General features: G+C 73.9%; 7 protein-coding genes. 4 read left to right on the forward strand and 3 right to left on the reverse strand.

Annotated features, from left to right (window positions below; genetic code table 11):
- Positions 1-24 precede the first annotated feature (24 nt).
- Together V6V16_RS16620 and V6V16_RS16625 are read right to left on the reverse strand one after the other, a co-directional pair.
- Positions 25-906, reverse strand: a complete 882-nt coding sequence (locus V6V16_RS16620; protein WP_334563083.1) for a universal stress protein — start codon at positions 904-906, stop codon at positions 25-27.
- A 188-nt stretch (positions 907-1,094) separates the two neighbouring features.
- Positions 1,095-1,991 (reverse strand): universal stress protein, encoded by an 897-nt coding sequence (locus tag V6V16_RS16625; protein WP_334563085.1) that lies wholly within the window; start codon positions 1,989-1,991, stop codon positions 1,095-1,097.
- Positions 1,992-2,356: 365 nt separating this feature from the next.
- Here V6V16_RS16625 and V6V16_RS16630 point away from each other — a divergent pair, with 365 nt between their 5' ends.
- The 3 genes from V6V16_RS16630 (at position 2,357) to V6V16_RS16640 (ending at position 4,986) form a co-directional block, all read left to right on the forward strand.
- Positions 2,357-2,839: a GNAT family N-acetyltransferase gene (locus V6V16_RS16630; RefSeq protein ID WP_334563087.1), complete on the forward strand. Its 483-nt coding sequence runs from the start codon at positions 2,357-2,359 to the stop codon at positions 2,837-2,839.
- 52 nt (positions 2,840-2,891) lie between these two features.
- Positions 2,892-3,536, forward strand: a complete 645-nt coding sequence (locus V6V16_RS16635; protein ID WP_334563089.1) for a hypothetical protein — start codon at positions 2,892-2,894, stop codon at positions 3,534-3,536.
- Between the two features lie 130 nt (positions 3,537-3,666).
- The gene (locus V6V16_RS16640) at positions 3,667-4,986 is read left to right on the forward strand and encodes a hemolysin family protein (protein ID WP_334563091.1); all 1,320 of its coding nucleotides are present in this window, start codon (positions 3,667-3,669) and stop codon (positions 4,984-4,986) included.
- 30 nt (positions 4,987-5,016) lie between these two features.
- On the opposite strand, the gene V6V16_RS16645 is transcribed toward V6V16_RS16640, so the two are convergent.
- Positions 5,017-5,400: a PaaI family thioesterase gene (locus V6V16_RS16645; RefSeq protein WP_334563099.1), complete on the reverse strand. Its 384-nt coding sequence runs from the start codon at positions 5,398-5,400 to the stop codon at positions 5,017-5,019.
- A 105-nt stretch (positions 5,401-5,505) separates the two neighbouring features.
- On the opposite strand from V6V16_RS16645, the gene tyrS reads away from it, so the two are divergent.
- Entirely contained in the window at positions 5,506-6,813 is a 1,308-nt protein-coding gene (gene tyrS / locus V6V16_RS16650) for a tyrosine--tRNA ligase (RefSeq protein ID WP_334563100.1), read from the forward strand.
- Positions 6,814-7,346 lie beyond the last annotated feature (533 nt).

Raw genomic sequence — 7,346 nt, forward strand, 5'->3', positions numbered from 1 at the left:
CGGAGGCCGGCGGGTCGGGGCACGTCAGCGGGCGTGACCGTACGGGCGCGCCACCAGCACCGGGCAGTGCGAGTGCTGCGCGAGGGTCTGGCTGACCGAGCCGAGCAGCAGCCCGGTGAACCCGCCCCGGCCCCGGGAGCCGACCACCACCAGCGCCGCGTCCCCGCTGGCCTCGACGAGCGCCTGCTCGGCCTTCGGTGCCCGCAGCACCCGCTCCTCGACGGCCAGCCCCGGGTGGCTGCCCCGTACGGCCGCCGCGGCGGTGGCCAGCAGCTCGGCGGGATCCGGGCCCGTGGCGTCCGGCGTCCGGGTCACCCCGTCCGGTGCCGGGCGGTCCCCGTCCGGCGGCTGGACGTGCACCAGCACCAGCCCGTCGCCGCGGCGGACCGCCTCGTCGGCCGCGTACCCGACCGCCAGCTCGGCGGTCTCCGAGCCGTCCACCCCGACCAGCACCGGCCCGGCGACGGGGATCGGCTCCTCGACTGGGCGCACCACCAGCACCGGGCAGTGCGCGTGGGCGGCCACCTGCGTGCCGACCGAGCCGAGCAGCAGCCCCGCGAAGCCGCCCAGTCCTCGGCTGCCCACCACCACCAGCTCGGCCCGCCGGGACTCCTCGACCAGCGTCGCCCCCGGCCCGCCGGCCACCTGACGCACCTCGACGGCCAGCCCGGGGCAGCGCTCGGCGAGGTCCGCGGCCGTCGTCTCCAACATCTTCTGCGCCTCCTCGGTCGGCGCCGGCAACCCCACGTCGTACGGGTTGACCGGCACGCCGTAACCGAGCGGGTGCAGATAGCCGTGCACCAGGTGCAGGGGGCGGGACCGCAGCACGGCGGCCCGCGCGGCGTGCTCCGCCGCCAGCAGGCTCGCCGGCGATCCGTCCACACCCACCACCACGGGTCGGTTCATCAGCCCTCCCAGAGGTCGGTTCAGGTCATTGTGGACGCGGCACCGCCGACTCGCCGGCATTTGCGCCGACGCCGACGTGCCGGCCGGGGGAGCGGCCCGATGTCGCGTATCGCCCGCTCCATCCGCTCCGGGCCGGCGGCGTGGTGCGTGGCCGGGCCGGCACGACGGCGTCGCGGTGCGCCGACCGGTCAGGACACGTCGTCCCGCTCCGGGTGCCGCACGATCACCAGCGGGCTGTGCGCGTGGTGCAGCACGGCGTGGCTGACCGAGCCGAGCAGCAGCCCGGCCAGCGGGCCCCGGCCGCGCGCCCCCACGACGACGAGCTGGGCCGTCTTGGACTCCTCGACCAGCACCCGGGCCGGGGAGCCACGCATCAGCCGGTGCCGCACCGGCACGTCCGGGTAGCGCTCGGCGAAGTTGGCGAGCGACTCGGCGAGCGACCGCTCCTCATCCGCGGCGAGGGCGTCCAGGTCGTAGACCAAGGGCAGCACGTCGCCCGGGCCGACCGGTGACGGGAAGAGCCAGGCGTGCACCGCGAGCAGCGGGGCGCCCCGGCGGGACGCCTCGGCGAAGGCGAACTCCACCGCCTCGGCGGAGCACTCCGACCCGTCCACGCCCACCACCACGGGGCCGTCGGCCCGCGACTCGCCGCGCACCACCAGGACGGGGCAGAGCGCGTGGGCGGAGAGCTGGACGGTGACCGAGCCGATCAGCAACCCGGCGAAACCGCCCAGACCACGGTGCCCGAGCACCATCAGCGCGGCCTCCCGGGACTCGTCGAGCAGCACCGGGGTGGCCGCGCCGTCGACCACCGCGCCGGTCACCGGCACCTCCGGGGCGGCCCTGCCGGCCTCGGCGACCGCCTCCGCGACGTACCGCTCGGCCTGGTGGCGCAGGCCGGCGCCGGCCGGTGCCCCCTCGGCGGCGCCGAGCGGGGTCGCGGTCAGCGGCCAGATGAAGGCGTGCACGACCCGCAGCGGGCGCCGCCGCGCCGCCGCCTCCCGCGCCGCCACCCGCACGGCGTCCAGCGCGTCGGCCGAACCGTCCACACCCACCACGACGGGCGCGCCGGTGTTGCTGCTCATGGGTTCTCCTTCGTCGCCTTGATCCTGCTCCGCCCGAACGCTACCGGTCAGGGCCGGTCGTCCCCCTCCTCAGCCGTCCGGCGGGGGCGGCGAGTGCCGGCCCCAGCCGCCCCGCGGACCACCCGCAGCACCGGCGCGGGCAGCACGCCGCGCGCGGCGCCGTCGGCCCCACGCGCGGCGGCGCGGTTCCACCCTCGTCCCGCCGGGTGCGCCCCGCCAGAGCAGTTCCGCCCGGACGACCCGGGCCCAACGGCCCTGCCGCCGACGCCCGACGCGCGCCGGACCGGCACCCCGGGGCAACGGCCGTCGCGCGGTGGGCCCCCGTCGGTCGCCCGTTGTCGGTGGCCGGCCCTATCCTCGGGGCCGTGACCGCCGAGCTGCGCCTGCGTCCCGTGCGCGACGACGACCTGCCCTGCTTCTTCGCCCACGAGCAGGACGCGGAGGCCAACTGGATGGCGGCCTTCGGGCCGGAGGACCCGACCGACCGGCAGCGCTTCGACGCGCACTGGCGCCGCGTGCGCGCCGACGGGCGCATCGTCGCCCGCACCGCCGTCGTCGACGGCGAGGCCGTCGGCCACGTGGTCGCCTTCCCCGTCGACGAGCGCACCGAGGTCAGCTACTGGATCGACCCGCGCCGCTGGGGCCGGGGCCACGCCACCGCGGCGCTCACCGCGCTGCTGCGCGAGCTGCCCCAGCGGCCCGTGCACGCCCGCGCCGCCAAGGACAACCGGGCCTCGCTCGCGGTGCTGCGCAAGTGCGGCTTCGTCGTCACCGGCGAGGACAAGGGATACGCCAACGGCCGGGGCGTCGAGGTGGAGGAGTGGGTGCTGGAGCTCGCCGGCGACTGACCCGCCGCCGCCCGCCGGGTCACCGGTTCGGAGCAGCCACTACTCTCGCGGGGTGAACTGGCTGGAACTGATCGGCTGGACCGGCTCCGCGCTGCTGGTCTGGTCGCTGCTGCAGACGCGCATCCTCCGACTGCGTGCCCTGAACCTGGTCGGTTGTCTCATCCTGATCGGTTACAACGCCGCCGTGCAGGTCTGGCCCATGCTGGGGCTCAACGTCGTGCTCGCCTTGATCAACGTCTGGTACCTGCGGGCCATGCTCGCCACCCGGCACGACGAGTCCACCTACCAGGTGGTCGAGGTCGGCGTCGACGACCAGTTCCTGGCCCACACGCTGCGCGTGCACGCCGCCGACATCGCCCGCTTCAACCCCGGCTTCCGCTGGCCGCCGGGGAGCGCCGCCGAACGCTCCGCGTTCCTGGTCGTACGCGCCGACGAGGTGGTCGGCGTGGTGCTGTCGCACGCCGAGGCCGACGGCGTGGCCCAGGTCGACCTCGACTACGTGACCCGGCGGTTCCGGGACTTCACCCCCGGCGAGTTCGTCTACCGGCGCAGCAGCCTCTTCACCGACCGTGGCTTCCGCCGGGTGATCACCCCGCCCGGGATGGTCGCCCCGTACTACCACCGGCTCGGTTTCCGCCCCGAGGGGCGCTCGTACGTCCTCGACCTGCCCACCCCGCCGGTCACCGGGCGGATCTGATCACATCTCGCGGGGGCGAGGATTCACCTGGCGGTCCGGTGGGCACAGAGGGGCCTACGCCGGCCGGGACCTTCGGCCGGCGGTGCCCGTCGTGCCGGCGGGCACCTGTACCGCGTGAGGAGAGCCGGGCGTGCAGAGCATCTGGACCCAACTGGCCCTGGTCGGCGTCCTGGTCGTCCTCAACGCGGTCTTCGCGGGCAGCGAGATGGCCCTTGTCTCGCTGCGCGACAGCCAGATCCAGCGGCTGGAGCGCACCAGCCGCGCCGGGCGGGTGCTGGCCCGGCTCGCCAAGGACCCGAACCGCTTCCTGGCCACCATCCAGATCGGGATCACCCTAGCCGGCTTCCTGGCCTCCGCCGCGGCGGCGGTGTCGCTGGCCAAGCCCCTCGTGCCGCTGCTCGGCGCGTTCGGCGGCGCCGCCGAGACCGTCGCGATCGTGGTGGTCACCCTGGTGCTGACCTTCGTCACCCTGGTCTTCGGCGAGCTGGCCCCGAAGCGGATCGCCATGCAGGCCGCCGAACGGTGGGCGCTGCTGGTGGCCCGCCCGCTCGACCTGCTGGCCTCCCTGACCCGGCCGGCCGTCTGGGCCCTCGGCGCCACCAGCGACCTGGTGGTACGGCTGTTCGGGATGAACCCCAAGCACGAGCCCGACGAGATCGGCCCCGACGAGCTGCGGGACATCGTCTCCGGCAACCACGGCTTCACCAAGGAGCAGCGGACCATCATCGCCGGCGCCGTGGAGATCGCCGACCGGCAACTGCGGGCGGTGCTCGTACCCCGGTTGCAGGTCTTCACCCTCGACAGCGGCACCACGGCGGAGTCGGCGCGGCTGCTGCTGGCCGCCACCGGGCACTCCCGAGCGCCGGTGGTGCGCCACGGCGGCCTCGACGACGCGGTCGGGGTGATCCACCTGCGGGACCTGGTCGGCGTCCCCGAGGACCGGCCGGTCGACGAGTGCGCCCGCCGGCCGATGCTGCTGCCGGACTCCCTGCCGGTGGTGGAGGCACTGCGCCAGTTCAAGGCCGAGCGCCAGCACATCGCCCTGGTGGTCGACGAGCGGGGCGCGGTCGACGGGATCGTCACCCTGGAGGACATCCTGGAGGAGATCGTCGGGGAGATCTACGACGAGACCGACCGGGACGTACGCGCCGTGCGTACCGAGCCGGACGGCGCCCTGCTGCTCCCCGGCACCTTCCCCGTGCACGACCTCACCGACCTGGGCGTCGAGCTGCCCGGGCGCCCCGGCGGGGACTACACCACCATCGCGGGCCTGGTGCTCGCCTGCCTCGGCCACATCCCCACGGTGGCGGGGGAGAGCGTCGTGGTGGACGGCTGGGAGCTGGAGGTGACCCGCATCGACCACCGGGCCATCGTCGGGGTCCGGCTGCGCCGACCGGCCGCGCCCACGCCCGACGGCACCGAGCCCGTGCTGGACGAGGCCCGGGGCTGAGACGCCGGTGGGCCGCGTTCCCGGTCGCGGTCAGGCGGGGTAGAGGTTCTGCAACCGGACCTGGCCGCGCGCCACGAGTCGGGCGTCCGCGTCGGTGATCTCCACCTGCCAGAGCTGTTGGCTGCGTCCCCGGTGCACGGGCGTCCCCACGGCGGTCAGCTCGCCGTCGCGGACCGCGCGGAGGAAGTCGGTCTGGTTCGACACGCCCACGACACGCCCCCGCCCGCCCAGCCACAGCGACCCGCCGATGCTGGCGGCCGTCTCGACGACCGAGCAGTACACCCCGCCGTGCTGGATCCCGAACGGTTGGTGCAGCTCGGGACGGACCTGCCAGCGGATCACCACGCGGTCGGCGTCGACCTCGTCCAGCTTGAGGCCGAGCAGCGCGACGAAGCCACCCGTCAGGTCCGGCATCTCCACGGCGTTCCCCTCCCGATCACGGCGCGGCCAGCCTACGCGGTCAGCCGTCCGGCAAACCCGCTACGGTCCGACCGGGGCCATGAGGGAGAATCGGTGACCGTGACCGACAGCATCCTCCCGCCCACCGGGCGGGACTCCCTGACCGACGACCTGCGGTGGCGGGGCCTGATCCAGGACTCCACCGGCCTCGACGAGCTGCGTACGCTGCTCGACGGCGGTACGGCCGCGTTCTATGTGGGCTTCGACCCGACCGCGCCGAGCCTGCACGTCGGTCACCTCATGCAGGTCGCCACGGCCCGTCGGCTCCAGCTCGCCGGCCACCGGCCGTTGCTGCTCGTCGGTGGCGCCACCGGGCAGATCGGCGACCCGAAGGAGAGCGCCGAGCGCACCCTCAACCCGCCCGAGGTGGTGGGCGGCTGGGTGGCCCGGATCCGCGACCAGCTCGCCCCCTTCGTCTCGTACGAGGGCGAGAACGCCGCGCGACTCGTCAACAACCTGGACTGGACCGGCGAGATGTCGGTGGTCGAGTTCCTCCGCGACGTCGGCAAGCACTTCCCGGTCAACAAGATGCTGGCCCGGGAGGTCGTCAAGGCCCGGCTGGAGAGCGGCATCAGCTTCACCGAGTTCAGCTACCAGCTGCTCCAGGCGAACGACTTCTTCGAGCTGCATCGCCGGCACGGCTGCCAGCTCCAGTTCGGCGGCTCGGACCAGTGGGGCAACATCACCGCCGGCGTCGACTACGTCCGTCGGCGCGGCGCCGGCCCGGTGCAGGCGTTCACCACCCCGCTGGTGACGAAGTCCGACGGGACGAAGTTCGGCAAGACCGAGGGCGGAGCCATCTGGCTCGACCCCGAGACGACCAGCCCGTACGCCTTCTACCAGTTCTGGGTCAACGTCGACGACCGGGACGTGAGCCGCTACCTGCGGTACTTCAGCTTCCGCTCCCGGGCGGAGCTGGAGGACCTGGAGAAGGAGACCGCCGAGCGGCCGGCCGCCCGGGCGGCGCAGCGGGCGCTCGCCGAGGAGCTGACCACCCTCGTGCACGGGGAGCGGGAGATGGCGCAGGCGGTCGCCGCTAGCCAGGCGCTCTTCGGCCGCGGCTCACTGGAGGAGCTGGCGCCGGCGACGCTGCGCGCCGCGCTGACCGAGGCCGGCCTCGTGCACGTCGACGAGCTGCCCGACGTCGCCGGGCTGCTGCGCGAGTCCGGCCTGGTGTCGAGCATGAAGGAGGCGCGCCGGGTGATCGCCGAGGGCGGTGCCTACGTGAACAACACCCGGATCACCGAGACCGACGCCACGGTGGGCCCGGAGGACCTGCTGCACGGCCGCTACCTGGTGCTGCGCCGCGGCAAGCGGTCGTTCGCCGGGGTCGAGCTGCGCGGACAGCCGTACGTCGCCGAGGTGTGACCCGGGACGCTCCCGCCGGATTTGACGATCGATCCGGCGGGAGCGTAACTTTCTCTCTGCCAGCGCGGAACGGACGAAACGGGGCAATGCTCCGGAAGGCCGGGCGCGGGAATGAGCTTCGGGTCCGCCGGGTTGTACCCATCGGTGCCCTGACCGGGCGGTGCCCCGGATTCGCCGCGAGGCGGATTTGGCGAGGCGGAGCCGACCGGGTATGGTTCATCGCCGGTGGGGAACCGGGCGAGTCCGCAGGTGACTGCGGCGGCCGGCCTGCCGGAAGCCATGATCGGAAGCGGTGCGAGCCGCTCTCGTTGTGGTGCCCGCGAATCGGGTGAAGTGGTGTGGATCGCTGCAGAGCGGTTTGACACGGCGGAAACCGGTGGGTAACGTTGTAGAAGTGCCTGGCGCGAGAGCGGCGGGTGTGGTGATTGAAATGCCCCGGGTCGGGGGCTCCACGGTGTGGGGTTTCCGGGCGGTGTGTGGTTGTTCTTTGAGAACTCAACAGGGTGCTTGATAAGCCAGTGCCAAATTGATTT

The sequence above is a fragment of the Micromonospora sp. CPCC 205561 genome (assembly GCF_036906775.1).
GTDB lineage: Bacteria > Actinomycetota > Actinomycetes > Mycobacteriales > Micromonosporaceae > Micromonospora.

Excerpts from the sequence above, each read along its gene's own strand:
- V6V16_RS16620 (WP_334563083.1), bottom strand. The coding sequence starts at position 906 with ATGAACCGACCCGTGGTGGTGGGTGTGGACGGATCGCCGGCGAGCCTG.
- V6V16_RS16625 (WP_334563085.1), bottom strand. The coding sequence starts at position 1,991 with ATGAGCAGCAACACCGGCGCGCCCGTCGTGGTGGGTGTGGACGGTTCG.
- V6V16_RS16645 (WP_334563099.1), bottom strand. The coding sequence starts at position 5,400 with ATGCCGGACCTGACGGGTGGCTTCGTCGCGCTGCTCGGCCTCAAGCTG.